25 protein-coding genes are annotated in these 26,801 nt (G+C 64.6%); 14 read left to right on the plus strand and 11 right to left on the minus strand.

All coding sequences use genetic code 11. The features are described from left to right. Positions 1-230 precede the first annotated feature (230 nt). The 6 genes from BLV20_RS19665 to bioB all read right to left on the minus strand — a co-directional run bounded on the left by BLV20_RS19665 (position 231) and on the right by bioB (position 5,208). On the minus strand, positions 231-527 hold the full coding sequence (locus BLV20_RS19665) for a pyrroloquinoline quinone biosynthesis protein PqqE (RefSeq protein WP_092304152.1): 297 nt from the start codon (positions 525-527) through the stop codon (positions 231-233). Between the two features lie 107 nt (positions 528-634). Next, positions 635-1,315, minus strand: coding sequence for a dethiobiotin synthase (gene bioD, locus BLV20_RS19670; RefSeq protein ID WP_092304153.1), 681 nt, complete (start codon positions 1,313-1,315; stop codon positions 635-637). Next, on the minus strand, positions 1,312-2,124 hold the full coding sequence (gene bioC, locus BLV20_RS19675) for a malonyl-ACP O-methyltransferase BioC (RefSeq protein ID WP_092304154.1): 813 nt from the start codon (positions 2,122-2,124) through the stop codon (positions 1,312-1,314). Before bioC ends, bioD begins: the two co-directional genes overlap by 4 nt. Continuing rightward, positions 2,117-2,848, minus strand: coding sequence for an alpha/beta fold hydrolase (locus BLV20_RS19680; protein WP_092304155.1), 732 nt, complete (start codon positions 2,846-2,848; stop codon positions 2,117-2,119). Before BLV20_RS19680 ends, bioC begins: the two co-directional genes overlap by 8 nt. Continuing rightward, positions 2,841-4,019 carry an 8-amino-7-oxononanoate synthase gene (bioF, locus tag BLV20_RS19685; RefSeq protein WP_092304156.1) on the minus strand — a complete coding sequence of 393 codons (1,179 nt, stop codon included), beginning with the start codon at positions 4,017-4,019 and terminating at the stop codon, positions 2,841-2,843. The genes BLV20_RS19680 and bioF overlap by 8 nt, the downstream gene beginning before the upstream one ends. Before the next feature lie 133 nt (positions 4,020-4,152). Further along, positions 4,153-5,208, minus strand: a complete 1,056-nt coding sequence (gene bioB / locus BLV20_RS19690) for a biotin synthase BioB (protein WP_007926062.1) — start codon at positions 5,206-5,208, stop codon at positions 4,153-4,155. A 91-nt stretch (positions 5,209-5,299) separates the two neighbouring features. Here bioB and BLV20_RS19695 point away from each other — a divergent pair, with 91 nt between their 5' ends. The 5 genes from BLV20_RS19695 (at position 5,300) to rarD (ending at position 11,205) form a co-directional block, all read left to right on the plus strand. Further along, positions 5,300-6,040 carry a ComF family protein gene (locus BLV20_RS19695; protein ID WP_092304157.1) on the plus strand — a complete coding sequence of 247 codons (741 nt, stop codon included), beginning with the start codon at positions 5,300-5,302 and terminating at the stop codon, positions 6,038-6,040. 64 nt (positions 6,041-6,104) lie between these two features. Beyond that, on the plus strand, positions 6,105-6,869 hold the full coding sequence (locus BLV20_RS19700) for a TOBE domain-containing protein (RefSeq protein WP_092304158.1): 765 nt from the start codon (positions 6,105-6,107) through the stop codon (positions 6,867-6,869). A gap of 202 nt (positions 6,870-7,071) precedes the next feature. Next, the gene (locus tag BLV20_RS19705; protein WP_092304159.1) at positions 7,072-8,973 is read left to right on the plus strand and encodes a PhoX family protein; all 1,902 of its coding nucleotides are present in this window, start codon (positions 7,072-7,074) and stop codon (positions 8,971-8,973) included. 149 nt (positions 8,974-9,122) lie between these two features. Beyond that, positions 9,123-10,097: a serine/threonine protein kinase gene (locus tag BLV20_RS19710; protein ID WP_092304160.1), complete on the plus strand. Its 975-nt coding sequence runs from the start codon at positions 9,123-9,125 to the stop codon at positions 10,095-10,097. A gap of 220 nt (positions 10,098-10,317) precedes the next feature. Continuing rightward, positions 10,318-11,205 carry an EamA family transporter RarD gene (gene rarD / locus BLV20_RS19715; RefSeq protein WP_092304161.1) on the plus strand — a complete coding sequence of 296 codons (888 nt, stop codon included), beginning with the start codon at positions 10,318-10,320 and terminating at the stop codon, positions 11,203-11,205. Positions 11,206-11,429: 224 nt separating this feature from the next. Here the strand turns inward: rarD and BLV20_RS19720 are convergent, their stop codons facing one another. Next, positions 11,430-11,948, minus strand: coding sequence for a glycine cleavage system transcriptional repressor (locus tag BLV20_RS19720; RefSeq protein ID WP_092304162.1), 519 nt, complete (start codon positions 11,946-11,948; stop codon positions 11,430-11,432). A 550-nt stretch (positions 11,949-12,498) separates the two neighbouring features. Between BLV20_RS19720 and BLV20_RS19725 the strand changes: the two genes are divergently transcribed. Next, positions 12,499-14,676 carry a malate synthase G gene (locus BLV20_RS19725; protein ID WP_092304163.1) on the plus strand — a complete coding sequence of 726 codons (2,178 nt, stop codon included), beginning with the start codon at positions 12,499-12,501 and terminating at the stop codon, positions 14,674-14,676. A 112-nt stretch (positions 14,677-14,788) separates the two neighbouring features. On the opposite strand, the gene BLV20_RS19730 is transcribed toward BLV20_RS19725, so the two are convergent. After that, entirely contained in the window at positions 14,789-15,235 is a 447-nt protein-coding gene (locus tag BLV20_RS19730; RefSeq protein ID WP_092304164.1) for a response regulator, read from the minus strand. A 254-nt stretch (positions 15,236-15,489) separates the two neighbouring features. Here BLV20_RS19730 and BLV20_RS19735 point away from each other — a divergent pair, with 254 nt between their 5' ends. The 7 genes from BLV20_RS19735 (at position 15,490) to BLV20_RS19765 (ending at position 23,905) form a co-directional block, all read left to right on the plus strand. Beyond that, on the plus strand, positions 15,490-17,430 hold the full coding sequence (locus BLV20_RS19735; RefSeq protein WP_092304165.1) for a putative nucleotidyltransferase substrate binding domain-containing protein: 1,941 nt from the start codon (positions 15,490-15,492) through the stop codon (positions 17,428-17,430). Beyond that, the gene (locus BLV20_RS19740) at positions 17,427-18,134 is read left to right on the plus strand and encodes a 3'-5' exonuclease (RefSeq protein ID WP_092304166.1); all 708 of its coding nucleotides are present in this window, start codon (positions 17,427-17,429) and stop codon (positions 18,132-18,134) included. Before BLV20_RS19735 ends, BLV20_RS19740 begins: the two co-directional genes overlap by 4 nt. A gap of 276 nt (positions 18,135-18,410) precedes the next feature. After that, positions 18,411-18,929, plus strand: a complete 519-nt coding sequence (locus BLV20_RS19745; protein WP_092304167.1) for an RNA polymerase sigma factor — start codon at positions 18,411-18,413, stop codon at positions 18,927-18,929. Next, the gene (locus tag BLV20_RS19750) at positions 18,926-19,912 is read left to right on the plus strand and encodes a FecR domain-containing protein (RefSeq protein ID WP_092304168.1); all 987 of its coding nucleotides are present in this window, start codon (positions 18,926-18,928) and stop codon (positions 19,910-19,912) included. Before BLV20_RS19745 ends, BLV20_RS19750 begins: the two co-directional genes overlap by 4 nt. Before the next feature lie 180 nt (positions 19,913-20,092). After that, complete coding sequence (locus tag BLV20_RS19755; RefSeq protein ID WP_092304169.1) at positions 20,093-22,522, plus strand: TonB-dependent siderophore receptor; 2,430 nt, start codon at positions 20,093-20,095, stop codon at positions 22,520-22,522. Between the two features lie 64 nt (positions 22,523-22,586). Continuing rightward, complete coding sequence (locus BLV20_RS19760; RefSeq protein ID WP_092304170.1) at positions 22,587-23,720, plus strand: PepSY-associated TM helix domain-containing protein; 1,134 nt, start codon at positions 22,587-22,589, stop codon at positions 23,718-23,720. Beyond that, the gene (locus tag BLV20_RS19765) at positions 23,717-23,905 is read left to right on the plus strand and encodes a hypothetical protein (protein ID WP_092304171.1); all 189 of its coding nucleotides are present in this window, start codon (positions 23,717-23,719) and stop codon (positions 23,903-23,905) included. The genes BLV20_RS19760 and BLV20_RS19765 overlap by 4 nt, the downstream gene beginning before the upstream one ends. Here BLV20_RS19765 and BLV20_RS19770 read toward each other — a convergent pair. Further along, on the minus strand, positions 23,883-24,305 hold the full coding sequence (locus BLV20_RS19770) for a hypothetical protein (RefSeq protein ID WP_092304172.1): 423 nt from the start codon (positions 24,303-24,305) through the stop codon (positions 23,883-23,885). The genes BLV20_RS19765 and BLV20_RS19770 overlap by 23 nt on opposite strands. Before the next feature lie 110 nt (positions 24,306-24,415). Here BLV20_RS19770 and BLV20_RS19775 point away from each other — a divergent pair, with 110 nt between their 5' ends. Continuing rightward, the gene (locus BLV20_RS19775; protein ID WP_092304173.1) at positions 24,416-25,045 is read left to right on the plus strand and encodes a glutathione S-transferase; all 630 of its coding nucleotides are present in this window, start codon (positions 24,416-24,418) and stop codon (positions 25,043-25,045) included. A gap of 9 nt (positions 25,046-25,054) precedes the next feature. On the opposite strand, the gene BLV20_RS31075 is transcribed toward BLV20_RS19775, so the two are convergent. Both BLV20_RS31075 and creD read right to left on the minus strand, forming a co-directional pair. Then, positions 25,055-25,237 carry a hypothetical protein gene (locus BLV20_RS31075; RefSeq protein ID WP_139192721.1) on the minus strand — a complete coding sequence of 61 codons (183 nt, stop codon included), beginning with the start codon at positions 25,235-25,237 and terminating at the stop codon, positions 25,055-25,057. Continuing rightward, entirely contained in the window at positions 25,230-26,603 is a 1,374-nt protein-coding gene (gene creD / locus BLV20_RS19780) for a cell envelope integrity protein CreD (RefSeq protein ID WP_092304174.1), read from the minus strand. Before creD ends, BLV20_RS31075 begins: the two co-directional genes overlap by 8 nt. Positions 26,604-26,801 lie beyond the last annotated feature (198 nt).

Below are 26,801 nucleotides of genomic sequence, written 5' to 3' on the forward strand. Positions count from 1 at the left end.
TTTGAAACATACGTTTACGCCGAAATCTTGTCAAGCATCATGCAAACACCGTTCGTCATCACTCCTCTGCAAGCCGCGCGCGCAAAGGCCCACAGCGAATGCCGTGAAATATTTCAGGAACTAGACAGAGGGAAGGAGCCGGTTGGCCAGCGAGGCGGAAGACGGGTTGCGCAGAAGAGGGGTGCGCGGCTCACCCTGCCCGCAAAACGGGCAGGATGACCGACGGAGGGTCAAGCGTAAGTGTCGATCAACGTACCGAGCACTTCATCGGCGGCCTTGGCGATTTTCACACCCAGTTCCGCCTGGACCTTGCCCATGGCCATCTCGACCATGTTGCTCGCCAGGTCCGATTGCTGGCTGCGGTCGACAGAGCGCAGGCGCTCGACCTGGACCTCGGAAGACTGGCTGGTGACAGAACGCTCGATGGTCGTGTTGGCGATCTGGCTGGCCGCCTGATCGACACGGTTCTGCCCGGTCTGCACGGTGCTCAGGCCGGCGTAGAAAGCGGTATTCCCGGAAATTTCCATGGGAGGACTCGACCCTGCAAAGAATGAACAGCGGCTATTGAACCAGACGCGTCAAAAAAAGACCCGTCAAAAACACTAATGGCACAGTGCCTCATCATAGGCAAAATCTAGTCAAGCAAGTCCAGTTGCAAATGCTCGGCCACCGCTTCGGCGCTGATCGTCTTCAATCTCGGTACTCGACCCAGGCAAGGCGCGGGCAGGCGCTCCGCCAGCGTGGCGAGGTTTTCCTCGAGCCGCGAAGTCTTCGGCTCAATGATGTTGGCCACCCAGCCCGCCAGCTGCAAACCGTCCTGGGCAATCGCCTCGGCCGTCAGCAGGGCATGGTTGATACAGCCCAGGCGCACGCCCACCACCAGGATCACCGGCAGGTCCAGGGCCATGGCCAGGTCGGACAGGTTGTCCTGGTCGGCCAGCGGCACACGCCAGCCACCGGCCCCTTCGATCAGGGTGAAATCCGCGCCCTTGGCCAGCACCTGACGCATGGGTGCCAGCAAGGCCTGCACCGTCAACGCCACGCCAGCCTCGCGGGCCGCAAGATGGGGAGCGATGGCTGGTTCAAAGGCCAGTGGATTGACCTCGTCGTAGGTCAGCGGCAATGAACATTCAGCCAACAGAGCCAAGGCATCGGCGTTACGCAACCCCTTGGGGGTCAGCTCACAGCCCGAAGCCACCGGCTTCCCGGCCGCGGTGCTCAACCCCGAGAGCCGCGCGGCATGCAGCAAGCCAGCGGCGACGGTGGTCTTGCCAACATCGGTGTCTGTTCCGGTAACGAAATAGGCTCGGCTCATAGCGGCTTCTCCAATACGGCGTAGACCACCTGGTAGGTCGCGGGCAATCCCTGCGCTTGACGGAACTGTTCGTAGGCGTCGATCAGGCCCTTGATCCGCGCCCGCCCTGTCAGCCCGCCGGGCCGTCCAGGGTTGAGGTTGTGCGCCCCCAGGGCCTTCAACTCATGGGTCAGGCTGCGCACATCCGGGTAGTGCAGCACATGCGGACGGGTTTCCAGGCTCAGCACCCGCAAGCCGCTCGCCGCACACAGCTGTTGATACGTACCGAACTCACGGAAGCGATTGACATGCACCATGCCGTCGACCTGACGCCAACTGTCGCGCAATTCGTACAGCGTACCGACGCACAGGCTGGCGAACGCCAGCACGCCGCCCGGCTTCAGCACTCGATGCGCCTCGCTGAGGACCGAACGGAAGTCCGCACACCATTGCACCGCCAGGCTGGAGAAAATCAGTTCGCAACTCTGCCCCTGCAACGGCAAACGCTCGGCATCGCCGGCAATGAAATACCGCGCTCCACCCAACGGACGGGCGTGCTCGAGCATGCCTTCGGCGATGTCCAGCGCCAGCCCTTCGCTGGCCTGGAAACGCTCGTCCAGCAGGCGGCTGAAATACCCGGTGCCACAACCCATGTCCAGCCAGCGAGCGGGCTCGCGGTCTTGCGGCAAGCGGCTCAGCAACTCACAACCGACGTCGCGCTGCAGCTGCGCCACGCTGTCGTAACTGGACGCCGCACGGGAAAAGGAAGCCGCCACCTGGCGCTTGTCGGGCAAGCTGCCGGGCAATTTGGGAAGGGACAGATCAGTCATCGCCGGACTCATGCAAAAAAGCCTGGATCGCCCCCGCCACACCGTGGGGATCCTCCAGAAGAAACGCGTGGCTGGCCTGCTCAATCAGGCCAACTTCAACATCGGGTAACAACGCCAGCAATTCACCTGCGGCTTCGGCCGGCACCAGGCCATCAAGCCCGGCGAACAGATGCAACTGCGGCCCACGAAACGCCTGCAAGGCATTGCGCGTGTCCAACTGCGCGAGCAACTCCAGGCCGGCCATCAATACCGGCGCCGAGGTATGTGGCGCGCCGCCCGCCAACAGGCGCGACAGGCCGCGCGGATCTTCCGCGCCCTGGGCGCACAACAGACTGAAACGCTTTAACGTGGTGCGCGGATCGGCATTGCAGCCGGCCAGAAAGCCGTCGAAAGTCTCCCCCGGCATCGCGCTCGCCCACTCGGCATGGGCGACGAAACTGGGGTTGCTGGCCAAGGTCAGCAGCCCGCAGCAGCGTTCGCCACGACGCGCCGCCAGCTCGGAAGCCAGCATGCCGCCCAGCGACCAGCCACCGAGCCAGGCGTTGTCCGGGACGCTGGCGTCCAGTTCGTCGAGCCAGTCGTTCAGGTCGCTCGATTCCAGCTCCGGCAATGGCTCGATCTCGACCCGCAGACGCTCGTCCAGCCCCTGCAGGGCTGCCGCCAAAGGCTCCAGCGGCGATACGCCGAGGCCCCAACCGGGCAGCAGAATCAGTCGATCACGCATGGCTTGGCTCCGCTCCCAGTTCGCTAAAACAATCCGCTAATGCATTCAACAATAGCTGGACCTGAGCCTCGCTGTGGGCGGCGGACAGGGTCACGCGCAAGCGGGCGCTGCCCGCGGGCACGGTGGGTGGGCGGATCGCAGTGACCATCAAGCCGCGCTCGCGGAGCATTTGCGACAAACGAACCGCTCGCGCACTGTCGCCGATCAGGATCGGCTGGATCGGCGTGAAGCTGTCCATCAGCGTCAGCCCGATCTGCCCGGCGCCCTGGCGGAACTGGCGGATCAGCGTGTCCAGGTGCTCACGGCGCCAGTGTTCGCTGCGCAGCAATTCCAGGCTTTTCAACGTGGCGCAGGCCAGGGCCGGCGGCTGGCTGGTGGTGTAGATATAGGGGCGAGCGAACTGGATCAGGCTTTCGATCAACTCCTCGCTGCCGGCGACGAAGGCACCGGCCGTGCCGAACGCCTTGCCAAGAGTGCCGACCAGGACCGGCACATCCTCCTGGCTCAAGCCGAAGTGCTCGACGATGCCCCCGCCGTTGGCCCCCAGCGGCCCGAAACCATGGGCGTCGTCGACCATCAGCCAGGCGCCTTTGGCCCGGGTTTCGCGCGCCAGGGCCGGCAAGTCGGCCACGTCGCCATCCATGCTGAACACGCCATCGGTGACCACCAGGGTATTACCGGTGGCTTTCTCCAGGCGCTTGGCCAGGCTGTCGGCGTCGTTGTGCAGGTAACGATTGAAGCGCGCACCGGAAAGCAGGCCGGCATCGAGCAACGAGGCGTGGTTGAGGCGGTCTTCCAGCACGGTGTCACCCTGCCCCACCAGTGCTGTGACCGCACCGAGATTGGCCATGTAGCCGGTGGTGAACAGCAGTGCCCGCGGGCGGCCGGTGAACTCGGCCAAGGCTTCTTCCAACTGGTGATGGGGCGTGCTGTGGCCGATCACCAGATGCGAGGCGCCACCGCCCACGCCCCAGCGGGACGCACCGGCGCGCCAGGCCTCGATCACTTGCGGGTGATTGGCCAGGCCCAGGTAATCGTTGTTGCAGAACGCCAGCAATGGCTGGCCGTCGACCACCACCTGGGGCCCTTGCGGGGTTTCCAGCAGTGGGCGCTGGCGATAGAGGTTTTCGGCACGACGGGCAGCGAGACGCGCGCGGAGATCGAAAGACATGCAGGCCTCGCAGGCAAGAAAAGAAACATCATCCTTGTAGGAGCGAGGCTACCCGCGATCCAGACACCTCTGTGTCCCTGGCTCACGCGGTGAACCATTCGCGGGCAAGCCTCGCTCCTACAGAGGCGGCAGATCAGACGGCGGCGTTGTAGAACTGCTCGCTGCTCTTCTGCTCCACCAGCGCCTGCTCGATGGCGGCCTGGTGCACCTCGTCGGCGTGCTCTTCGCGGGCTTCGGGCTGGATGCCCAGGCGCGCGAACAGTTGCATGTCCTTGTCGGCCTGCGGGTTGGCGGTGGTCAGCAGTTTCTCGCCGTAGAAAATCGAGTTGGCACCGGCGAAGAACGCCAGGGCCTGCATCTGCTCGTTCATCGCTTCACGGCCGGCGGACAGCCGCACATGGGATTTCGGCATCAGGATGCGCGCCACGGCGAGCATGCGGATGAAATCGAACGGGTCGACATCCTCGGAGTTCTCCAGAGGCGTGCCAGCCACTTTCACCAGCATGTTGATCGGCACCGACTCCGGGTGCTCCGGCAGGTTGGCCAGCTGGATCAGCAGGCCGGCGCGGTCGTCGAGGGACTCGCCCATGCCGAGGATGCCGCCGGAGCAGATCTTCATCCCCGCGTCGCGCACGTAGGCCAGGGTTTGCAGGCGCTCGCTGTAGGTGCGGGTGGTGATGATGCTGCCGTAGAACTCCGGCGAGGTATCGAGGTTGTGGTTGTAGTAGTCCAGGCCGGCCTTGGCCAGCGCTTCGGTCTGGTCCTGGTCCAGGCGCCCGAGGGTCATGCAGGTTTCCAGGCCCATGGCCTTCACGCCCTTGACCATCTCCAACACGTACGGCATGTCTTTGGCCGACGGGTGTTTCCAGGCCGCGCCCATGCAGAAACGGGTCGAACCGATGGCCTTGGCGCGCGCGGCCTCTTCGAGGACCTTTTGCACTTCCATCAGCTTTTCTTTTTCCAGGCCGGTGTTGTAGTGGCCGGACTGCGGACAATATTTGCAATCTTCCGGGCAGGCGCCGGTCTTGATCGACAACAGGGTAGAAACCTGGACGCGGTTGGCGTCGAAATGCGCGCGGTGCACCGTCTGCGCCTGGAACAGCAAGTCATTGAACGGCTGGACGAAGAGGGCTTTGACTTCAGCCAAAGTCCAGTCGTGACGCAGATTGGCGGTGGTGCTGGCGCTCATGGGCGATTCCTTGATTATGCTTGGCAAGCAGCGGCGGGAAGGCAATACCCACAGCCGCGACACGGATGTTGGGCATATTTAAGGAAGCGCCATGCAGTGTCAACCACATTACCAAGGACCGGTTTACATCTGGTTAAAAAACAAACAGACCTGTTTGCTCTGTGATGAACCGACCGATACGTCCCAGCCTATTTGCACCGCCTGTGAAACCGAATTGCCGTGGCTCGGCGATCATTGCCAGGTGTGCGCCCTGCCCTTGCCCGCGGCGGGCCTGACGTGCGGCCAGTGCCTCAAGCAGCCGCCCGCCTTCGCCCAAGTCGTGGCGCCCTGGCGTTATAGCTTCCCCGTCGACAGCCTGGTGAGCCGTTTCAAGCACAACGGAAAATGGCCCTTTGGCCGCCTTTTGGCCGAACTTCTCGCGCAATCGCTGCAACATCGCTTTGCCGAAGACCTGGCGCAACCCGATGCCCTGCTACCGGTGCCCCTGGCTCGCAAGCGCCTGCGCCTGCGCGGCTACAACCAGGCGGCGATGCTCGCGCGCTGGCTGGGCGAGATCCTGCAGATTGCTTGTGACGAAACCGTCTTGCAACGCACCCAGGACACGCCAGCGCAGCAAGGCCTGGATGCCAGGGCGCGACAACGCAACCTGCGCCACGCCTTCGCCCTGATGCCCGAGGCGTCGGTGCGTGGCCGGCACCTGGCGCTGGTGGACGACGTGCTCACCACCGGCGCGACCGCCCACGCCCTGGCACGGCTGCTGCTCACGGCCGGGGCGCGGCGGGTGGATGTGTATTGCCTGGCACGCACACCGAAACCCGGTGAACCCGACTGAACTTGACTCTCGGCACTCAAGCCGCACACTCACTTTCCACTCCCAGCGTTCAAAGCGTTCAGCCATGCCCCTGCCCACCTTGTTGACCCAGCACATCGTCCGCCGCCCGCAGCGCATTGCGCTGCTGCAGCACATCGCCGAACAGGGCTCGATCACCCGCGCCGCAAAAAGCGCCGGCCTGAGCTACAAGGCCGCCTGGGATGCCATCGACGAGCTGAACAACCTGGCGCAGAAGCCGCTGGTGGAACGCAGCGTCGGCGGCAAAGGCGGCGGCGGTGCCAGGCTCTCGGCCGAAGGCGAACGAGTGTTGCGTCTTTACCAGCGTTTGCAGGCCTTGCAGGCCCAGGTCCTGGACGCCGCCGAAGATGCCGCCGACCTCGACCTGCTGGGACGCCTGATGCTCCGGACCAGCGCCCGCAACCAGCTGCACGGCACCGTGCTGGCCATCGAAGCCCAGGGACGCAATGACCTGGTGCGCCTGGCCCTGGCCGAAGGCCTGGCGATCCAGGCACAAATCACCCACGACAGCACCCTGCACCTGGAGTTGGAGCTCGGCACGGAAGTGGTGGCGTTGATCAAGGCCGGATGGCTGGAACTGCTGGCCATCGACCAGCCCGCAACGCCCGGACACAACTGCCTGCAAGGCACCCTGGAAGCGATCCTCGACGCCGACGACGGCCCCAGCGAAATCAGGATCGCCCTGCCCAGCGGCCAGACGCTGTGCGCCCTGGCCGAACCGCTGCACCTGCGACATCTTGGCTTGAGCGCCGGCCAGCCGGTACGGGTGCAGTTCTCGCCATCCAACGTGCTGCTCGGCACGCCGCTCTAGTTTTTTTTTGCCGCTGCCGCAGGCTGCGATAGTCCGGGCCACGCTGGTCGCAGGACCTCGATGGACTCAAGGTCCTCGCGCCCCTTCGGGTCGATCGCAGCCTTCGGCAGCGGCTACACATGCGGCGAAATGCTTTCGTCGCTGCAACATGTTCGTCATCGACGCTGATTAAGGTGGCTGCAAAATCCCGCAGGAGCCTGTGATGAGCCTATTAGAAGAAGACCAACCCACCGACCTCGAGAAGATGGTCGGCCTTAGCCGCCGTGGTTTCATCAGCGCCGGCGCCCTGTGCGGCGCGGCCATGTTCCTGGGTGGCAACCTGCTGAGCCGCAGCGTGCTGGCCGCCAGTGTCAGCGCCGGCTCCAGCAAGCTGCTGGGCTTTGAAGGCATTGCCGCCGCCACCAGCGACACCGTCAGCCTGCCGCCAGGCTACAAGTCCTCGGTGCTGATCAGCTGGGGCCAGCCCCTGCAGAAGAACGGCCCGGCCTTCGACCCAAGCGGCAATGGCACTGCCGCGGCCCAGGAAGTCCAGTTCGGCGACAACAACGACGGCATGAGCCTGTTCGCCTTCCCGGACGACAAGAATCGCGCACTGCTGGCGATCAACAACGAATACACCAACTATCGCTACCTCTACCCTCACGGCGGCATGCCGCAGTCGGCGGAAGACGTGCGCAAGGCCCTGGCCAGCGAAGGCGTGTCGGTGATCGAAGTGCAGCGTCGCAGCGGCCAGTGGCAGTTCGTCCAGGGCTCGCGCTACAACCGGCGCATCCACGGCAACGCGCCGATCCGCCTGAGCGGCCCGGCCGCCGGCCACGCGTTGATGAAAACCAGCGCCGACAAGAGCGGCCGCAAGGTCCTCGGCACCTTCCAGAACTGCGCCAACGGCATGACGCCTTGGGGCACCTACCTGACCTGTGAAGAGAACTTCACCGACTGCTTCGGCAGCAGCAACGCCCAGCAAACGTTCAATGCCGCGCAGAAACGTTATGGCGCCTCGGCCAGCAGCCGCGACATCAACTGGCATCAATTCGACCCGCGCTTCGACCTGGCGAAAAACCCCAACGAACTCAACCGTCACGGCTGGGTCGTGGAAATCGACCCGTTCGACCCGCAGTCCAAACCGATCAAGCGCACCGCCCTGGGCCGCTTCAAGCATGAAAACGCCGCCCTGGCCGAAACCCGCGACGGGCGCGCCGTGGTCTACATGGGCGACGACGAGCGTGGCGAGTTCATCTACAAGTTCGTCAGCCGCGACCGCATCAACCATCGCAACCCCAAGGCCAACCGTGACCTGCTGGACCACGGCACGCTGTATGTGGCGATCTTCGACAACGGCGACGGCAACCCGGACCACCCGAAAGGCCAGGGCAAGTGGGTCGAGCTGACCCATGGCAAGAACGGCATCGATGCCAGCAGCGGTTTCGCCGACCAGGCCGAAGTGTTGATCCACGCCCGCCTCGCGGCCAGCGCGGTCAAGGCCACACGCATGGACCGCCCGGAATGGATCGTGGTCAGCCCGAAGGATGGCCAGGTCTACTGCACCCTGACCAACAACTCCAAACGCGGCGAAGACGGCCAGCCGGCAGGCGGCCCGAACCCACGGGAGAAAAACGTCTACGGGCAGATCCTGCGCTGGCAGACCGGCCGTGGCGACCACGGCTCGCTGGACTTCACCTGGGACCTGTTCGTGGTGGCCGGCAACCCGGTCGTGCATGCCGGCCAGCCCAAGGGCGGTTCGTCGAACATCACCCCGCAGAACATGTTCAACAGCCCCGACGGCCTGGGTTTCGACAAGGCCGGCCGACTGTGGATCCTCACCGACGGCGACTCCAGCAACACCGGCGACTTCGCCGGCATGGGCAACAACCAGATGCTCTGTGCCGACCCGGACAGCGGTGAGATCCGCCGTTTCATGGTCGGGCCGGTGGGTTGCGAAGTCACCGGCATCACCTTCTCGCCGGATCAGCGAACCATGTTCGTGGGCATCCAGCATCCGGGCGAAAACGGCGGTTCGACCTTCCCCGAGCACCTGCCCAACGGCAAGCCGCGTTCCTCGGTCATGGTGATCACCCGGGAAGACGGCGGCATCGTCGGCGCCTGATCGACCGCTTCGCGGGCAAGCCTCGCTCCTGCACCGACCTGTAGGAGCGAGGCTTGCCCGCGATAGCGCCCTCACAGTCACCACCTGCCATCCTTCGTGCGCTACCATGCTTGGCCGGACGCAGCAGCCTGCTGCGCGCAGGAGTCAGCATGTCTCACCCGTTCGAAACCCTTACCCCTGATCTCGTCCTCGATGCCGTCGAAAGCATCGGTTTCCTCAGCGACGCCCGCGTGCTGGCACTCAACAGTTACGAAAACCGTGTGTACCAGGTCGGCATCGAAGACGGCGAGCCGCTGATCGCCAAGTTCTATCGCCCGCAGCGCTGGAGCAACGAAGCGATCCTCGAAGAACACCGCTTCACCTTCGAACTCGCCGAATGCGAAGTGCCGGTGGTGGCGCCGTTGATTCACCAGGGCGAAAGCCTGTTCGAGCATGAAGGCTTTCGCTTTACCCTGTTCCCACGCCGTGGCGGCCGGGCACCGGAACCCGGCAATCTCGACCAGCTGTATCGCCTGGGGCAACTGCTCGGCCGCCTGCATGCGGTCGGCGCCACCCACCCGTTCGAGCATCGCGAAGCGCTGGGCGTGAAGAACTTCGGCCATGATTCGCTGACCACGCTGCTGGAAGGCAACTTCGTGCCCAAGAGCCTGCTGCCGGCCTACGAGTCGGTGGCCCGCGACCTGCTCAAGCGCGTGGAAGAGGTCTACCAGGCCACGCCGCACCAGAACATCCGCATGCACGGCGACTGCCACCCCGGCAACATGATGTGCCGCGACGAGGTGTTCCATATCGTCGACCTCGACGACTGCCGCATGGGCCCGGCGGTGCAGGACCTGTGGATGATGCTCGCCGGCGATCGCCAGGAATGCCTCGGGCAGCTGTCGGAGCTGATGGATGGCTACAGCGAATTCCATGACTTCGACCCGCGCGAGCTGGCGCTGATCGAACCGCTGCGCGCCCTGCGCCTGATGCACTACAGCGCCTGGCTGGCGCGGCGCTGGGACGACCCGGCGTTCCCCCGCAGCTTCCCCTGGTTCGGCAGCGAGCGTTATTGGGGCGACCAGGTGCTGGCGTTGCGCGAACAACTTTCGGCGCTCAACGAAGAACCACTGAAACTGTTCTGACCCCCATCCCTGACCCGCCCCGTAGGAGCGAGGCTTGCCCGCGATAGCCTCGCCGCGGTAGTTCTGATGCACCGTGGTGTATTGATCGCGGGCAAGCCTCGCTCCTACAGGACCCGATTGATCACAAAAGCCGGCAACCAGGATGACGCCGACAAAGACACGGCCTGACAAACCTCCTTACAATCACCCACTTTGTTAGCTGCCTAAGCAAGGATTCTGCATGCAAGCCGCCAACCCGCGCCGCGGGTACATCCTGGGCCTGAGCGCCTACATCATCTGGGGCCTGTTCCCGCTCTACTTCAAAGCCATCGCCAGCGTGCCCGCCGTGGAAATCATCATCCACCGGGTGCTCTGGTCCGCGCTGTTCGGCGCCCTGCTGCTGATGGTCTGGAAGCATCCCGGCTGGTGGCGCGAACTGCGGGAAAACCCCAGGCGCCTGGCGATCCTGGCCCTGAGCGGCACCCTGATCGCGGCCAACTGGCTAACCTATGTATGGTCGGTGAACAACGGGCGCATGCTCGAAGCCAGCCTGGGTTACTACATCAACCCGCTGGTGAACGTGCTGCTGGGCATGCTGATCCTCGGCGAGCGGCTGCGGCGCATGCAATGGCTGGCGGTGGGCCTGGCGGCGGTCGGCGTGGCGCAACAGGTGTGGCAGGTCGGCAGCCTGCCGTGGGTCTCGCTGATGCTGGCGCTGACCTTCGGTTTCTACGGGCTGATCCGCAAGCAGGCGCCGGTCAAGGCGCTGCCGGGGCTGGTGGTGGAAACCTGGATGCTGGTGCCGATCGCCCTCGCCTGGCTGTTGTTCAACCCCAGCGCCAGCAGTGCCCAGGCGGCATTCTGGACCAGCTCCGAAGCCTGGTGGCTGGTGGCGGCCGGCCCCGTCACCCTGGTGCCGCTGGTGTGCTTCAACGCCGCGGCCCGCCACCTGCCCTACACCACCCTGGGCTTTTTGCAGTACCTGGCACCGACCCTGGTGCTGCTGCAGGCGGTACTGCTGTTCGACGAGCACCTGTCGTCGAGCACCCTGGTGGCGTTCATGTTTATCTGGGCGGGCCTGGCGGTGTACAGCGTGGATGCCTGGATAAGCCTGCGCAAACGCAGCTGATCAATAAACGTACAAACCTCTACAGGCCACGGCTACCGTGGCCTGCGCCTATCCTTCCCAAGGTTATCCACAGCGTGATCCCCGGCGTTTGTGCACAAGCCCTTGAAATTGCCGGTTTTTTGATCAGATCCTGACAAGCCACGGCCGGCCTGGGCTGGCGGCGGGTCTCTACAGGTTATCCACAGGCGCATGCACGCTAAAACTGGATAACCCGGTTCTACGGTCTACACCTCGCTGCGCAGCACCAATTCCACCATCAGGTCATCGGCCAGGGTTTCCAGGCGCGACTGCAGCACGTCGAGGGACAAGGTCAGTGGCACCGCCAGCACCGCTTCGGCGTGGAACAGCGGCTCGCTGCTCATGGGCGCCGGGCGCACTTCGGTCACCAGCCGCTCCAGGTTCACCCCCTGCTCGCTCAACAGACGAGTGATATCGCGCACGATGCCCGGCCGGTCATTGCCCACCAGTTCCATGGCGATCGGCTTCCAGGTGCAGGACTGTTCGATGCCGCTCTCGGCAATCAGCACCCGAATGCCCTGGGCCGACAAGCCCTGCAAGGCGTCCACCAGCTCGTCATAGGCTTCCGCCGGCACGCCGACCCGCAAGATGCCGGCGAACTGCCCGGCCATGCGCGACATGCGGCTCTCCAGCCAGTTGCCGCCGTGCTCGGCGATGCATTGGGCGATGCGCTCGACCTGTCCAGGCTTGTCCGGGGCGAATACGGTGAGTACGAGGTGGTCCATGGCGCAACCCTCTGTCAGGACTTTAGTTGTAGAAGGTCAAGTATAGGCAAGCCGCCGGGCGCCGCGGCCCGCTAGGAGCGAAGCTTGCTCGCGATGGCGTCCTGGCGATCGCCAACGATGTCGACCGAACGATCCTTATCGCGAACAAGCTTCGCTCCTGCGAGGAAAATCGGGGCCTGCGACAAATCGTGTACATGTTTTTAGAATTCTATGGAACAATCTGCGAGTTTTTTGAGAACATCCTGTTCCCCAGCGTGACCGCTCCGTGAACTTGAGTCGCGGAACGACGTATTTAGTCTAATTTTCACAACCGCAATTCATCATGTAGTATGCCGCAGCGCGCACTACATAACGTTGGATCGATGTCTGCCAAGGCGCAGTCGCAACCCTGAAAGCCCCGTCAGCAAAGCTCCGAGCCGTTGATTGGAACCATCCCAGCCGCCAGCGATGGCATGTACTGGTAGAAGGGTTTGTGGTTTAAATGGCCAGAGGCTTCATTGTTAATTTGAAGAGCTGAAAAGCGAAATAGCTGAGCAGAGTGAGGCAAGCAATGACTGAACACGTTCAAGTCGGTGGCCTGCAGGTCGCCAAAGTCCTGTTCGACTTCGTGAACAACGAAGCCATTCCCGGTACCGGCCTCACCGCCGACACGTTCTGGGCCGGCGCCGACAAGGTCATCCACGACCTGGCACCGAAGAACAAAGCCCTACTCGCCAAACGCGACGATTTCCAGGCGCGTATCGATGCCTGGCACCAAGCCCGTGCCGGCCAGGCTCATGACGCCGTGGCCTACAAAGCCTTCCTGCAAGACATCGGTTATCTGCTGCCAGAAGCGGCGGACTTCCAGGCAACGACGCAAAACGTCGATGACGAGATCGCCCGCATGGCCGGTCCGCAGCTGGTGGTCCCGGTGATGAACGCCCGCTTCGCCCTCAACGCCTCCAACGCCCGCTGGGGCTCGCTGTACGACGCGCTCTACGGCACCGACGCCATCAGCGAAGCCGACGGCGCGGAAAAAGGCAAAGGCTACAACAAGGTGCGCGGCGACAAGGTCATCGCCTTCGCCCGCGCCTTCCTCGACGAGGCCGCGCCATTGGCTGCCGGCTCCCATGTCGACTCCACCGGCTACAAGATCGTCGATGGCAAGCTGGTGGTCGCCCTCAAGGGTGGCAGCAACAGCGGCCTGCGCGACGACGCCCAGCTGATCGGCTACCAGGGCGATGCCGCGGCACCGACTGCGGTCCTGCTGAAACACAACGGCCTGCATTTCGAGATCCAGATCGACGCCAACAGCCCGGTCGGCCAGACCGACGCCGCCGGCGTAAAAGACGTGCTGATGGAGGCGGCCCTGACCACCATCATGGACTGCGAAGACTCGGTCGCCGCCGTCGACGCCGACGACAAGGTGGTGATCTACCGCAACTGGCTCGGCCTGATGAAGGGCGACCTGGCCGAAGAAGTGGCCAAGGGCGGCAAGAGCTTCACCCGCACCATGAACGCCGACCGCGAATACACCGCGCCCAACGGCGGCAGCGTCAAGCTGCACGGTCGCTCGCTGCTGTTCGTGCGCAACGTGGGCCACCTGATGACCATCGACGCGATCCTCGACAACCAGGGCAACGAAGTGCCGGAAGGCATCCTCGACGGCCTGGTCACCAGCCTCGCGGCGATCCACAACCTCAATGGCAACACCTCGCGCACCAACAGCCGCACCGGCTCGGTGTACATCGTGAAGCCGAAGATGCACGGCCCGGAAGAAGCCGCCTTCACCAACGAGCTGTTCGGGCGCATCGAAGAGGTGCTGGAACTGCCGCGCAACACCCTCAAAGTCGGGATCATGGACGAGGAGCGCCGCACCACGGTCAACCTCAAGGCCTGCATCAAGGCCGCCAGCGAGCGCGTGGTGTTTATCAACACCGGCTTCCTCGACCGCACAGGCGATGAAATCCACACCTCCATGGAAGCCGGCGCCGTGGTGCGCAAGGCCGAGATGAAGGCCGCCAAGTGGATCGGCGCCTACGAGAACTGGAACGTCGACATCGGCCTGAGCACCGGCCTGCAAGGTCGCGCGCAGATCGGCAAAGGCATGTGGGCCATGCCCGACCTGATGGCCGCCATGCTCGAACAGAAAATCGCCCACCCGCTGGCCGGCGCCAACACCGCCTGGGTGCCGTCGCCTACCGCCGCGGCCCTGCATGCCCTGCATTACCACAAGGTCGACGTGTTCGCCCGCCAGGCCGAACTGGCCAAGCGTGCCCGCGCCTCGGTAGACGACATCCTGACCATCCCGCTGGCCAGCAACACCAACTGGTCGGCCGAAGAGATCAAGAACGAACTGGACAACAACGCCCAGGGCATTCTCGGTTACGTGGTGCGCTGGATCGACCAGGGCGTCGGCTGTTCCAAGGTGCCGGACATCAACGACGTGGGCCTGATGGAAGACCGCGCCACCCTGCGTATTTCCAGCCAGCACATCGCCAACTGGCTGCGCCACGGCGTGGTTACCGAAGCCCAGGTCATGGAAAGCCTCAAGCGCATGGCGCCGGTGGTGGACCGGCAGAACGCCGGCGACACCCTGTACCGTCCGCTGGCACCGAACTTCGACAGCAACATCGCCTTCCAGGCGGCGGTCGAACTGGTGATCGAAGGCACCAAGCAGCCCAACGGCTACACCGAGCCGGTGCTGCACCGTCGTCGTCGCGAGTTCAAGGCGCGCAACGGCCTGTGATCCTGCGTTAACGCGGTAAAAGAAAAGCCCCGATCCTGCGATCGGGGCTTTTTTGTGGGTTCTGCGAAACCGTATCGCCGGCAAGCGCGCTCCCGCACATCGCCGCACCGGCCTAGCGCGCCACTCCCAGCTCGTGCTTGACCAGCGCCAGCAGCTTGCCGGTGTCGATGGGCTTGAGCAGGAAATCCACCACGCTCAGGTGCATAGCGGCGATGGCGTCGCGTACATCGGCATCGCCGGAAATGATAATGATCGGCAGCGCCGCGCGCTCCGATTCTCGCACCTGGCGTATCAGGTCCAGGCCGTTGCAGGGGGCCATGCGCAGGTCGGTGATCAGCAAGCCGATCGACTTGTTCGAGTTCAACAGTTCAAGCGCTGCCTTGCCACTGGCTGCGGTCATGCAGCGAATGCCATCCAGCCCCAGGATCTCCGACAGCAATTCACGGGCGTCCTTGTCATCATCGGCGATCAACACGCGCTGGGGCGGCAGATCAGGCTCGAGCATCACGGCGTTCAACGCCTCGCGCTCGGCATCACTCAAAATATCGTGGTCGGACATGGCGTTCTCTACATATTCAAATCGATCCCCTAGCACAGTGGTCAGACATCGCTAAGCAGGCCTCCAATGTGCACTTCGTCGGATTTTTTTCCAAGAGGCCGGATAAGTACTTTTTTCGCAGTTTTGACACCTGCTTGAAGCCAATTAACAGGTGAAAAACCGCTACCTAGACTTACGTCCAATGGGCACCTTCGAGCGTGGGGCCGACCATGGCCCGCAGACCCGACCACGACAAATCCAAAAAGACTGCGGTAATGGTTATGAGTAAAGCGGATGCCTTCACCCAGGCAGGGAAAACCGCGGTGTTGCAGAACATCCACGGCACGATGCAGTTTCTCCAGCGGTTCCCCCCTTTCAATCAGATGGAAAACGCTCACCTGGCCTACCTGGTCGAGCAATGCCAACTGCGTTTCTACGGCCCCGGCGAAAGCATCATCAAACCCGCCGACGGGCCGGTCGAGCACTTCTATATCGTCAAGCAGGGGCGAGTGGTCGGCGAGCGCCAGCACGCGATCAAGGGCGGCACCGAAACCACTTTCGAGATCACCGCTGGCGAGTGTTTCCCCCTCGCCGCGCTGCTCGGCGAGCGCGCCACCCGAACCGAGCACCTGGCCGCCGAAGACACCTTCTGCCTGCAATTGAACAAGCCGGCCTTCATCAAGCTGTTCGCCCTCTGCGCGGTGTTTCGCGATTTCGCCCTGCGCGGCGTCAGCAGCCTGCTGGACCAGGTCAACCAGCAAGTCCAGCAGAAAGCCGTGGAAACCCTCGGCACCCAATATTCCCTCAACACCCGGCTGGGCGAACTGGCGATGCGTCACCCAGTGACGTGCAGCCCGGCCACCCCGCTGCGCGAGGCCGTGAGCCTGATGCACGAGCAGCAGGTTGGCAGCATCGTAGTCGTAGATGAACACAAGGCGCCGCTGGGCATCTTCACCCTGCGCGACCTGCGCCAGGTGGTGGCCGACGGCACCAGCGACTTCAACCAAGGCATCGAGCGGCACATGACCCAGGCGCCGTTCGCCCTCTCGCCGGACCACAGCGCATTCGACGCCGCCATCGCCATGACCGAGCGGCACATCGCCCACGTCTGCCTGGTCAAAGACCAGCGCCTGTGCGGCGTGGTGTCCGAACGCGATCTGTTTTCCCTGCAACGGGTCGACCTGGTGCACCTGGCGCGGACCATCCGCAATGCGCCGCGCATCGACAACCTGGTGGCGATTCGCGGCGAGATCGGCCAACTGGTGGAGCGCATGCTCGCCCACGGCGCGTCCTCGACCCAGATTACCCACATCATCACCCTGCTCAACGACCACACCGTGTGCCGGGTCATCGAACTGACCCTGGCCGACAAGGGCGACCCGGGCGTGCCATTCAGCTGGCTGTGTTTCGGCAGCGAAGGCCGGCGCGAGCAGACCCTGCACACCGACCAGGACAACGGCATCCTGTTCGAAGCGCGCGACGCCGCTCATGCGGCAGAGATCCGCGGCAAGCTGCTGCCCCTGGCGCAGCAGATCAACCAGAGCCTGGCGCTGTGCGGCTTCAGCCTGTGCAAAGGCAACATCATGGCCGGCAACCCCGAGCTGTGCCTGTCCCGCGCCGAATGGGCACGGCGCTTCGCCGCCTTCATTCGCGAGGCCACGCCGGAGAACCTGCTGGGCTCAAGCATCTATTTCGACCTGCGGGTGGTCTGGGGCGACGAGCAGGGCTGTGCGCAACTGCGCCGCGGCATCCTCGACCAGGTCGGCGACAACCGTCTGTTCCAGCGCATGATGGCCGAGAACGCCCTGCGCCAGCGCCCGCCGGTCGGGCGTTTCCGCGAGTTCGTGCTGGCCCGCAAAAATGGCGAGAAAGCCACGCTCGACCTCAAGGTGCAGGGGCTTACCCCCTTCGTCGACGGTGCGCGCCTGCTGGCCCTGGCCAACGGCATCGACGCCAACAACACCCTGGAACGCCTGCGCCAACTGGTGGCCAGGGAAGTCATCGATCCCCTCGACGGCGCCGCCTATGAAGAGGCCTATCACTTCATCCAGCAGACCCGCATGCAGCAACACCAATTGCAGACCCGGCAGAACCTGCCTTACTCCAACCGCGTCGACCCGGACAGCCTCAACCACCTCGACCGGCGGATCCTGCGCGAATCGCTGCGCCAGGCCCAGCGCCTGCAAAGCAGCCTGGCGCTGAGGTACCAGCTATGAGCCTGTTCGCCTGGTTGCGCCCGGCCAACGCGGCGCTCAGCGCCGAACAGCAACGCCGCCGCGAGCGCCTGCCCGTCGCCCCGCCGCTGGGCGAATGCAGCCTGCGCGAACAGCGCTGGGTGGTGGTGGACCTGGAAACCACCGGGCTCAACCTCAACCGCGACCAGGTGCTGTCCATTGGCGCGGTGGTGATAGAAGACGGCGCCATCGATTTGGGCCAGCAGTTCGAGCGCACCTTGCAGCGCACCGATCACAAGCTCAGCCCCAGCGTACTGATTCACGGCCTCGGGCCCAGTGCGATTGCCGCCGGCTGCGATCCGGCGCAAGCCTTGCTGGACTTCATGGACTTCGTCGGCGACAGCCCGCTGCTGGCCTTCCACGCACCGTTCGACCAGCACATGCTCGGCCGGGCCCTGAAGGACAGCCTGGGTTATCGCTTGCAGCATCCGTTCCTCGACGTCGCCGACATGGCCCCGCTGCTCTGCCCGCAGGCGCATATCCGCCAAGCCGGGCTGGACGACTGGATGGGCTACTTCAAGCTGCAGGCCGGCGAACGCCACAACGCCGCCGCCGATGCCCTGGCCACAGCCGAATTGGCGCTGATCCTGTTCAGCCGCGCCCGCCAGCAGCAGATCCACAGCCCGCTGAACCTGCAGCAACGGCTCAACCAATGGAAGCGTAGGCAACAGAGCCACTCCTTCTGACCCTGTAGCCGCTGCCGAGCCATGGCGAGGCCGCGATCGAGCGCATAGCGGGCGCCGGCCGGCGGCGGCGCGTTCTGCCTGGCACACTGCAAGCCCAGGCTTTGCGGCAACTGCGTTGCCGGTCGCAGCCTCGCGTCGCTCGGCAGCGGCTACAGAAATCGGCCCGAAACATGGGCTACGCCCCCAGCCGACCGGCGCCCATTGCGCGGCTCTGTGCGCCCTGCCACAATCGCGAATAATTCTCGTTAGTTTAAACTTCTCGATTGGTGATGCCCGGTGTCGTCAGCCCAAAGCCCTCACAGTGACCTCGTTGGTGCGTTGTATCGCGACCATCGCGGCTGGCTGCTGGCCTGGCTGCGACGCAACGTGGCCTGCCCGCAACGGGCCGAGGACCTGAGCCAGGACACCTTCGTCCGCCTGCTGGGCCGCGGCGAACTGAGCGCCCCGCGCGAGCCGCGGGCGTTCCTGGTGGCCATCGCCAAGGGCCTGCTGTTCGATTACTTCCGCCGCGCCGCGCTGGAACAGGCCTACCTCGCCGAACTGATGCTGGTCCCGGAAGAGGAACAGCCCTCCCCGGAAGAACAGCAACTGATCCTCGAAGACCTCAAGGCCATCGACCGCCTGCTGGGCAAGCTGTCGAGCAAGGCCCGCGCCGCCTTCCTCTATAACCGCCTCGACGGCCTCGGCCATGCCGAAATCGCCGAACGCCTCGGCGTATCGGTGCCGCGCGTCAGGCAGTACCTGGCCCAGGGCATTCGCCAGTGCTACATCGCCCTGTACGGTGAGCCGACATGAGCCCGCTCAACGCCAAGCCGGTCTCCGCCCGGGTATTGGACGCCGCCATCGCCTGGCAGCTGTCGCTGGACTCCGGCGAGGGCAACCCGATGGCCCGCGAGGAATTCGCCAAATGGCACGCCGCCGATGAAGAACACGCCCGCGCCTGGCGCCAACTGGGCATGCTCGACCAACGTTTCAGCGTGGCCAGCGGCCCGGCCCGCAGCGCCCTGCTGCAATCGCGGGACAGCATCCGCCGTCGCGTGCGCAAGCTCGGCAGCGGGCTGGCCAGCGTCGCCCTGCTGCTGGGCCTGGCCTGGTTCGCCGGCGACCGTTACGGCCAGCTGGATTACTGGCTCGCCGACCAGCGCACCGCCACCGGCGAGCAGCGCACCCTGCGCCTGGCCGACGGCACGCTGATCAACCTCAATACCCACAGCGCCGTGGATGTGCGTTTCGACGAAAAACAGCGGCGCATCGTGTTGCAGGAAGGCGAGATCCTGATCGAGACCGGCCATGGCGACGCCCGGCCGTTTATCGTCGAGACCCGCGAAGGCCACATGCGCGCGCTGGGTACGCGGTTCCTGGTCAAGCGCGAGGAACAGGGCACGCGCCTGAGCGTGCTGCAATCGGCCGTGGCCGCGCGGCCGGAGTCGGGCCAGGGCGAGCAGATCCTCAAGGAAGGCCAGCAGGTGCTGATACGCCGCGACGGCCTCGGCCCGCTGCTGGCCCTGAACCCCGGCGCCGACGCCTGGACCCGCGGCATGCTGGTGGTGGACAACGCGCGCCTGGCGGATCTGGTCAGCGAACTGGGGCGCTATCGCCGTGGCCATCTGGGCGTGGCCGACGAGGTGGCCGACCTGCGCATCACCGGCAGCTTCCCGCTGCACGACACCGACCTGGCCCTGAGCGCGCTGCTGCCGACCCTGCCCGTGGCCATCGAGCGCCATACGCCGTGGTGGGTGACGCTGGTGGCGCGGGGCGAAAACAAGGCCAAGCCCTAGGCGCTGGTCGCGAGCCTGCACACTCCGCAGGAGCGAAGCTTGCTCGCGATCACCGCGCCACACCCACCTGAAACGCCCCGGCTTTTGCTGAATCGAAATTATTTTCAATCCGCCCTATCACTTTTTGCATCTCGTCCGGCACATAGGCAATTGAGAAATATTTTCATCAGGAGCCGCCGTATGTCCCGCATGCTAGACACCCTGTTGCGCCCCAGCCTGTTGGCCGTGGCCATTGCCTTTTGCGTCCCGCTGGCCAGCACCGCATCGGTCGCCGCCGAACAGGTGTCCAGCGTGCGCGCCTACAATCTGCCGGCCGCGCCCCTGGCCACCACCTTGAACCAGATCGCCAGCCAGGCCGGCCTGGCCCTGAGCCTCAACCCGAGCCTGGCCGCCGGCAAGACCTCGTCCCCGGTCAAGGGCCAGTTCGATGCCGCCGGCGCCCTGCGCGAGGCCCTGCGCGGCACCGGCCTGCAACTGGAACAAAGCAGCGCCGGCACCTACAGCCTGGTGGCAATTCCCGACGGCGTGGTGGCCTTGCCGGAAACCAGCATCACCGGCCAGCAAGCCTATGAAAGTGCCTGGGGCCCCGTGGACGGCTACCTCGCCACACGCACCGCCGCCGGCACCAAGACCGACACCTCGCTGGTCGAAGCGCCGCGTTCGATTTCCGTCGCCACCCGCCAGCAGATGGAAGACCGCAACGTGCAGAACCTGGACGATGCCGTGCGCTACATGCCCGGTATCGTTTCCGCCAGCTACGGCAGTGACACCCGCTATGACTGGATGCGCGTGCGCGGCTTCGAGCCCACGCAATTCCTCGACGGCCTGCCCCTGCCCCGCGGCGTGTACGCCAACCCGAAGGCGGAAACCTGGAACCTCGACCGCCTGGCCCTGCTGCGCGGCCCGGCCTCGTCGGTCTATGGCCAGACCCCGCCGGGCGGCTTGCTGGACATGGTCAGCAGGCGCCCCAGCGCTGAAGCCAGCCATGCCGTGCAGATCCAGTACGGCAGCGACAACTATCGCCAGATCAACTTCGCCAGCACCGGCAAGATCGACGAGGAAGGCCAGTTCCTCTACGGGCTCAGCGGCGTGGTGCGAGATGCCGGCACCCAGGTCGACCACATCGACAACAAGCGCTACAACATCGCCCCCAGCCTGACCTGGAACATCGACCCCGACACCAAGCTGACCCTGCTCTCGCAATTCACCCGCGACGATACCGGGGCGACCAGCCAGTTCCTGCCGATCCAGGGCACCAAGATCGACTCGCCGCTCGGCGACATCTCCCATCACAAGAACCTGGGCGACCCGGACTACGAGTTCTACGACCGCACCTACTACGCCCTGGGCTACGCCTTCGAGCATCGTTTCAACGATGTCTGGCAGTTCCGCCAGAACCTGCGCTACACCAAATCGGAGCTGTCCTTCCAGCAGTTGACCGTGGGTTCCTACGCCTACGCCCCGGCCGACGAGCAAGGCAATATCAGCCGCACCTCGACCAATGTCGACGAGGACATCAGCCAGTTCGCGGTCGACAACAACTTCCAGGCCGACTTCGCCACCGGCGACATCAGCCACACCGTGCTGATCGGCCTGGATCACCAACGCACCGACACTTCCTACCTGTCGATCTACGGTGACGGCGGGACCACCAATATCTTCAACCCGATCTATGGCCAGCCGATCGTCCGTCCGCCGCGCTCCAGCGCCTACTACGACTACAACCAGAAAACCGTGCAGACCGGCTTCTACGTGCAGGACCAGATGGCCCTGGATAAATGGCGCCTGACCGTGGGCGGCCGCGAGGACTGGGTGCACCAGGGCACCACCTACTTCAACCAGAACGACGCGACCAACACCGACCGCAGCAAGAACTTCAGTGGCAACGCGGCGCTGAGCTATGTGTTCGACTCGGGTTTTGTGCCGTACCTGTCCTACGCCGAATCGTTCCAGCCCGCCAGCAACGCCAGCGTCTCCCCGACCGAGTCGTATAAACCCACCGAAGGCAAGCAATGGGAGCTGGGCATCAAGTACCAGCCGCCCGGTTCAAACACCCTGCTGAGCGCGGCGGTGTATGACCTGACGCAGAAAAACGTCCTGGTGACCAGCATCGGCCCAGGCGGCGAGTCGATCACCAACCAGACCGGCGAAGTGAAGGTCAAGGGCCTGGAACTGGAAGCGGTGTCGGACGTGACCGAGAACCTCAAGGTCATCGCCGCCTACACCCTGGCCAAGTCCGAGATCCAGAAAGGCATCTACAAAGGCAACCGCCTGCAGCTGATGCCGAACCAGCAAGCCTCCCTGTGGACCGACTACACCTGGCACTCTGGCGTGCTCGACGGTTTCGGCATCGGTGCCGGCGCCCGCTATACCGGCAATACCTATGGCGACCAGGCCAATACCTGGCTGGGCAAGGCCGACGCCTACACGGTGTTCGATGCCTCCGTGCATTACGACCTCGGCCGCCTGGACAACAGCCTCAAAGGGGCGTCGCTGAAACTCAACGCCACCAATTTGTTCGACAAGGAATACATTTCCACCTGCGATGGTTCCTACTGCTACTACGGCGATCAACGTAGCGTGATCGCCAGTGCCACCTACCAATGGTAATCGGCTGAGTTAAACAACCAGGCCGTCCAGCAAGGACGGCCTTGGCGTGTCTGAAGGCTAAGAAATGAAAAGCAAAACCATCCGCCGCTGGTCCTTTATCCACACCTGGACCAGCCTGATCTGCACGGTATTCCTGCTGATGCTGGCCCTGACCGGGCTGCCGCTGATCTTTCACCATGAGATCGACCACCTGCTGGGCGACGCGCCCGAGCTGCGGGAAATGCCCGCCGACACCCCGCAACTGGACCTGCAGCAACTGGTGCGCGCCGCCGAGGCCCACCGGCCGGGCGAGGTCATGCAGTATTTCGGCTGGGACGAGGAAGACCCCAACGGCGTGCTCACCATCATGGCCAGGACCGCCGGCACCGAACCCAACTCGTCCCACACCTTCATGCTCGATGCGCGCACCGGCGAAGCGGTGGAAACGCCTTCGGCCAACGGCGGGCTGATGATGGTCATGCTGCGCCTGCATGTGGACATGTTCGCCGGCTTGCCGGGCAAGCTGCTGCTGGCCTTCATGGGGCTGCTGTTCGTGCTGGCGATCATTTCCGGCGTGGTGCTGTACCTGCCGTTCATGCGCCGGCTGGACTTCGCCACGGTGCGCCAGGACAAGTCCACCCGCCTGCGCTGGCTGGACCTGCATAACCTGATCGGCGTGGTGACCCTGACCTGGGCCCTGGTGGTCGGCGTCACCGGGGTCATCAGCGCCTGCGCCGACCTGCTGATCGCCGCCTGGCGCAACGACAGCCTCAGCGCGATGGTCGAGCCTTACCGCGATGCGCCGCCGCTGACCCGACTGGCCCCGGCCAGCCGCCTGCTGGAGATCGCCAAGGAAGTGGCGCCGGGCATGCAGCCAGACTTCATCGCCTTCCCCGGCACGCGTTTCTCCAGCGAACACCATTACGCGGTGTTCATGAAAGGTAGCACTCACCTGACCTCGCACCTGCTGACCCCGGTGCTGATCGACGCCAGCACCCTGCAGGTCACGGCCGTGGCCGAACGTCCCTGGTACATGGACGCCATGGGCATGTCGCAACCGCTGCATTTCGGCGACTACGGCGGCATGCCGATGAAGATCCTCTGGGCGACCCTGGATGTGCTGACCATCATCGTCCTGGGCAGCGGCCTGTATTTGTGGATCGTCCGGCGCCGCACGGCCAGGCCGGCCCTGGGCGAACCTGCCGGGGTGGCGCCATGAGGCCGCGGCAATCGAACTTCTGGAAGGTCTTCGGCGCGCCGCTGTTCCTGGCCGTGCTCAGTGCCGCGGGGCTGTTCTCCGCGCTGCTCGGCGACGGCATCTGGGACGCCCTGAGCTGGCTCGGCCTCGGCGCCCCGGCCTTTATCGCCCTGCGGGGCTTGTTCAACCGCCCGCCTGCGGCCTGAGCCCGGCGGCGGGGAAACCGCGCCACAGGTACAGCGCCAGCCCCAGGCCGATCGGCAATACCGGGATGAACACGCGGTTTTCCTGCTGCGCCTCGGCGGCCACCAGCACGCAGAACAGCGCCAGCCCCAACAACGGCACATAACTCGCCGCCAGGCCCCAACGCCAGGGCCGGGTCACCGGTTCGGGGCCGCGCAGGCCCAGCAGGGCACAGCCCAGGGCTGGCAGGGCCAGCGCCGGCAGCGCCCAGTACCAGGCCATCCAGGCGAATGCCCCGATCAACTCCGGCGCCCCCTCGCCATGGCGGCGAAACTCGTACTGCAAGGCCAGGTACACCGCCAGCCCGCCCGCAAGGGTCAGGGCCAGGCTGTACAAGCCGTGTCGAAGATAAGACCTGCGCATTCATCACTCCTTGTCTGTGCCGCATGCGCCTCTGTGGCCGGGGCCAGAGGCTGCGCTAAGATCCCCGGGATGGCGAGCCTGTGCTCCCCTTCCATCCACGAGGAATATTCATGTCCACCCCCAGCATGACGCTGTTCCACAACCCCGCATCACCTTACGTGCGCAAAGTCATGGTGCTGCTGCACGAGACCGGCCAGCTGGATCGCGTGGCCCTGCAAGCCAGCCAGCTGACCCCGGTGAGCCCGGACGCCGCGCTCAACCAGGACAACCCGCTGGGCAAGATTCCCGCCCTGCGCCTGGCCGACGGCAGCGTGCTGTACGACAGCCGGGTGATTCTCGATTACCTCGACCAGCAGCACGTCGGCAACCCGCTGATCCCTCGCGAGGGCTCGGCCCGCTGGCGGCGCCTGACCCTGGCGGCCCTGGCCGACGGGATCATGGACGCCTCGGTGCTGATCCGTTACGAACTGGCCCTGCGCGCCCCCGAGAAACACTGGGAGCAGTGGCTCGACGGCCAGCGCGACAAGATCCGCCGCGCCCTGGCCGTGCTCGAGGCCGATGCGATCGCCGAACTGGCCAGCCACTTCGACATCGCCGCCATCAGCGTCGCCTGCGCCCTGGGCTACCTCGACTTCCGCCACCCCGACCTGCAGTGGCGTGATGCCCAGCCGCAACTGGCGGCCTGGTACGCCGAGGTCAGTCAGCGCCCATCGATGCTGGCGACCCAGCCGCCGGTCTGAGCCAAACGATTAGCTGGTCCAGCGCGCCCTATCGCGGGCAAGCCCGCTGCTGCAAGGGCTGGCAGCGCTTGGGTAGGGGCGAGCCAGCTCGCGATGGCCGCCCCCGGGTTGTTCAGGCAACAACCCGACTATCCACGCCAGCAGGGCCTGCGCCGCCTGCTGCTCCTCGCGCAAACCCAGCGACCTACTCATGGGCCACCTGCGTCTCGAACGTCAGCGGCTGGGCCGGTTTGGCCTGGCTCACGCCGTACCAGTCGAGCTTGCGGGTCAGCACCATGAACACACCCAGCAGGCCGAACAGCAGCAGCGAGCCCATCAGCAGCGCATAGTCCTCGGCGCTCAGCAAGCCGTACAACAGGCCGTAGAGGGCAGCCAGGCCGGCGGCGAAACTCAGGCCGTGGCCCAGGCTGCGCAGCACATGGCAGACGTAGAAGCCGATCAGCATCACACAGGCACCGGCCGACAGCAGGTAGGCCAGGGCGAAGCCGATGTGTTCCGAAAGCGACAGCAGCAACAGATAGAAGAACGCCAGGGCCACGCCCACCAGGGCGTATTGCACCGGGTGCACGGCCAGGTTCTTGAGCACTTCGAAAAGGAAGAAGCCGGCAAAGGTCAGGGCGATGAACAGCAGCGCATATTTGATCGCCCGATCGCTCTTGAGGTACTGGTCCACCGGGTCGATGAAACTCACGCCGAAGGAACGGTTCTTGAATTCCTTGCACGCACCACCCAGGCAATGGCTCAGCGCGCTTTCCAGGTTGGTGGAGAAGAACGAAGTCTGCCAGTTGGCGGCAAAACCCAAGTCGGAAATTTCACGCTGGGCCGGCAGGTAATTGCCGATAAAGCTCGGGTGAGGCCAGTCGGCGCGCAGGCGCACCTTGCTGGTCCGGCCCACCGGCAATACTCGCAGCTGCTCGGTACCTTGCAGTTGCAGGTTAAAGGCGAAGTCCAGGTCGGTGCTGCGCTTGCCGTCCAGCAGCGGCAGGTTGACGTGCACCCCTTCCCCCAGCCAGTCGAGCTGGGTGCCGGGCACGAACGCCAGGTTCTGCCCGTTCAGCTCCAGGGCCATGGCCTGCTCGATGCCACGAATGTCGCTGATGCCCACGGCGAGATACGGCTGCTCGAACTTGTAGTCGGCGAAGTCTTCCTTGATCCCCAACTGCTCGGGCACCACAAACTGCCCGCTGATGCGGTTATTGGCGTGGAACAGCCGGGCCTCGTAGATGCCCCGGGCGCGTAGCTCGGTCTTCACCTGGCCATCGAGCTCGAAGCGCTCCGGCAGGAAATACAGCTGCCCGCGCTCTTCTCCCTGTTCCTGGTAGCGCGTGTTGGTCTTCTCGTTGGTTTTCCAGGTGCGCACCACCTTGCGATAGGGCACCACCAGCAGCGGGCCGCTCAGTTGCTGGCTGGAGCTGGAGCTGCGGGCGATATCGGCCAGCACACCGTCGCGCAGCTCCTGGCGCTCCTGGATCAGCCCGTCGATCATCAACAGCGGCACCAGCAGCCCCAGGATCAACAGGGCTATGGCCCCAAGTTTCATGGTCAGATTGCGGTTCATGGGTTCTCTCCCTGTTCGAATGAGGAAGAGTCTGGGCAGCCCATGTGGGGGTTTTATGGGGGCTGTGTGGAGAGTGTGTGGAGATTGCCGCTGGGCCTTTTATGGACGCGTCTATCCCTTGAAGATGAGGCGGCTGGCAGCCCCTGCGGCCGCTGCGCGCCCGATCGCAGCCTTCGGCAGCGGCTACAGGTTGTGGGG

The sequence above is a fragment of the Pseudomonas sp. NFIX28 genome (genome assembly GCF_900107395.1).
GTDB lineage: Bacteria > Pseudomonadota > Gammaproteobacteria > Pseudomonadales > Pseudomonadaceae > Aquipseudomonas.

Coding starts and splice junctions, on each gene's coding strand:
- BLV20_RS19665 (WP_092304152.1), bottom strand. CDS start 527: ATGGAAATTTCCGGGAATACCGCTTTCTACGCCGGCCTGAGCACCGTG.
- bioD (WP_092304153.1), bottom strand. CDS start 1,315: ATGAGCCGAGCCTATTTCGTTACCGGAACAGACACCGATGTTGGCAAG.
- bioC (WP_092304154.1), bottom strand. CDS start 2,124: ATGACTGATCTGTCCCTTCCCAAATTGCCCGGCAGCTTGCCCGACAAG.
- BLV20_RS19680 (WP_092304155.1), bottom strand. CDS start 2,848: ATGCGTGATCGACTGATTCTGCTGCCCGGTTGGGGCCTCGGCGTATCG.
- bioF (WP_092304156.1), bottom strand. CDS start 4,019: ATGTCTTTCGATCTCCGCGCGCGTCTCGCTGCCCGTCGTGCCGAAAAC.
- bioB (WP_007926062.1), bottom strand. CDS start 5,208: ATGAGCGCCAGCACCACCGCCAATCTGCGTCACGACTGGACTTTGGCT.
- BLV20_RS19695 (WP_092304157.1), top strand. CDS start 5,300: ATGCAGTGTCAACCACATTACCAAGGACCGGTTTACATCTGGTTAAAA.
- BLV20_RS19700 (WP_092304158.1), top strand. CDS start 6,105: ATGCCCCTGCCCACCTTGTTGACCCAGCACATCGTCCGCCGCCCGCAG.
- BLV20_RS19705 (WP_092304159.1), top strand. CDS start 7,072: ATGAGCCTATTAGAAGAAGACCAACCCACCGACCTCGAGAAGATGGTC.
- BLV20_RS19710 (WP_092304160.1), top strand. CDS start 9,123: ATGTCTCACCCGTTCGAAACCCTTACCCCTGATCTCGTCCTCGATGCC.
- rarD (WP_092304161.1), top strand. CDS start 10,318: ATGCAAGCCGCCAACCCGCGCCGCGGGTACATCCTGGGCCTGAGCGCC.
- BLV20_RS19720 (WP_092304162.1), bottom strand. CDS start 11,948: ATGGACCACCTCGTACTCACCGTATTCGCCCCGGACAAGCCTGGACAG.
- BLV20_RS19725 (WP_092304163.1), top strand. CDS start 12,499: ATGACTGAACACGTTCAAGTCGGTGGCCTGCAGGTCGCCAAAGTCCTG.
- BLV20_RS19730 (WP_092304164.1), bottom strand. CDS start 15,235: ATGTCCGACCACGATATTTTGAGTGATGCCGAGCGCGAGGCGTTGAAC.
- BLV20_RS19735 (WP_092304165.1), top strand. CDS start 15,490: ATGGTTATGAGTAAAGCGGATGCCTTCACCCAGGCAGGGAAAACCGCG.
- BLV20_RS19740 (WP_092304166.1), top strand. CDS start 17,427: ATGAGCCTGTTCGCCTGGTTGCGCCCGGCCAACGCGGCGCTCAGCGCC.
- BLV20_RS19750 (WP_092304168.1), top strand. CDS start 18,926: ATGAGCCCGCTCAACGCCAAGCCGGTCTCCGCCCGGGTATTGGACGCC.
- BLV20_RS19755 (WP_092304169.1), top strand. CDS start 20,093: ATGTCCCGCATGCTAGACACCCTGTTGCGCCCCAGCCTGTTGGCCGTG.
- BLV20_RS19760 (WP_092304170.1), top strand. CDS start 22,587: ATGAAAAGCAAAACCATCCGCCGCTGGTCCTTTATCCACACCTGGACC.
- BLV20_RS19765 (WP_092304171.1), top strand. CDS start 23,717: ATGAGGCCGCGGCAATCGAACTTCTGGAAGGTCTTCGGCGCGCCGCTG.
- BLV20_RS19770 (WP_092304172.1), bottom strand. CDS start 24,305: ATGCGCAGGTCTTATCTTCGACACGGCTTGTACAGCCTGGCCCTGACC.
- BLV20_RS19775 (WP_092304173.1), top strand. CDS start 24,416: ATGTCCACCCCCAGCATGACGCTGTTCCACAACCCCGCATCACCTTAC.
- BLV20_RS31075 (WP_139192721.1), bottom strand. CDS start 25,237: ATGAGTAGGTCGCTGGGTTTGCGCGAGGAGCAGCAGGCGGCGCAGGCC.
- creD (WP_092304174.1), bottom strand. CDS start 26,603: ATGAACCGCAATCTGACCATGAAACTTGGGGCCATAGCCCTGTTGATC.